Consider the following 876-nt stretch of genomic DNA (forward strand, 5'->3'; position numbering starts at 1 on the left):
GATCTTGAGATCTGGCGTTCGGGGAACCGGCTGATGATCCAGGTCACCGACGACGGCCGCGGCGGCGCCGACCCCACCGCCGGCTCCGGCCTTGCCGAACGCCTCGCCGCCGTCGACGGTCTCCTCGCCGTCACCTCCCCCACCGGCGGACCCACCACCGTCAACGCAGAACTGCCCTGGCGCGACCGCCATCACCGCCAGAAAGGGACCCCCCGATGAACACCCTGCGCATGCCCTTCACGCTCCGCACCTGGCGGGAGGGCCTCTACGCGCTGCTGAACCTGCCCATGGCGCTCGTCGGCTTCCTGATGGCGGTCACGGGTCTCTCGATCAGCGGGGCACTGCTGATCACGTTCGTCGGTCTGCCGCTGATGGCGCTCGTCCTGCTGCTGCTGCGCCTCTTCGGCGGCGCGGAACGGGCGCGGGCCCGCCTGCTGCTCGGCATGAACATCGCCGCCCCCGAGCCGCTGCGGATGCGCGAGGGCTCGCGCGGCGGCCCGCTGGCGTGGACGGCCGCGATGCTGCGCAGCAACGTGTCCTGGCGTTCGGCGGCCTACGCGCTGCTGCACCTGCCGTGGGCGATCTTCTCGTTCACGGTGGTGGCGGTCTGCTGGTCCGGGGGCTGGGCGTTGCTGACGTTCCCGCTGTGGTTCTGGACCATTCCCGCGTACACCGACGAGCCCGGTGTCGGCATCAACACGGACGGCGAGGGCGGCGGCTGGATCTGGGACGGCCCGTTCGAGGTGACCATGGCGGTCGTGATCGGCCTGCTGCTGCTGATCGCGGGGGCCTGGCTGATCCGCGGCATGGGGGCCGTGGACCGGATGCTGGTGGCCGGCCTGCTCGGCCCCTCGGCGGCGGCCACCCGGATGTGGC

1 protein-coding gene and 1 pseudogene are annotated in these 876 nt (G+C 72.0%); both read left to right on the plus strand.

The genetic code is table 11. The features are described 5' to 3' along the window. A pseudogene (locus STBA_RS14495) lies at positions 1-219 on the plus strand (sensor histidine kinase); the annotation flags it as partial. Next, on the plus strand, positions 216-876 hold a 661-nt coding region (locus STBA_RS14500), incomplete at its 3' end, for a sensor domain-containing protein (protein WP_171987708.1). The pseudogene STBA_RS14495 and the gene STBA_RS14500, both read left to right, overlap by 4 nt.

The sequence above is a fragment of the Streptomyces sp. MP131-18 genome (genome assembly GCF_001984575.1).
Taxonomy (GTDB): domain Bacteria; phylum Actinomycetota; class Actinomycetes; order Streptomycetales; family Streptomycetaceae; genus Streptomyces; species Streptomyces johnsoniae.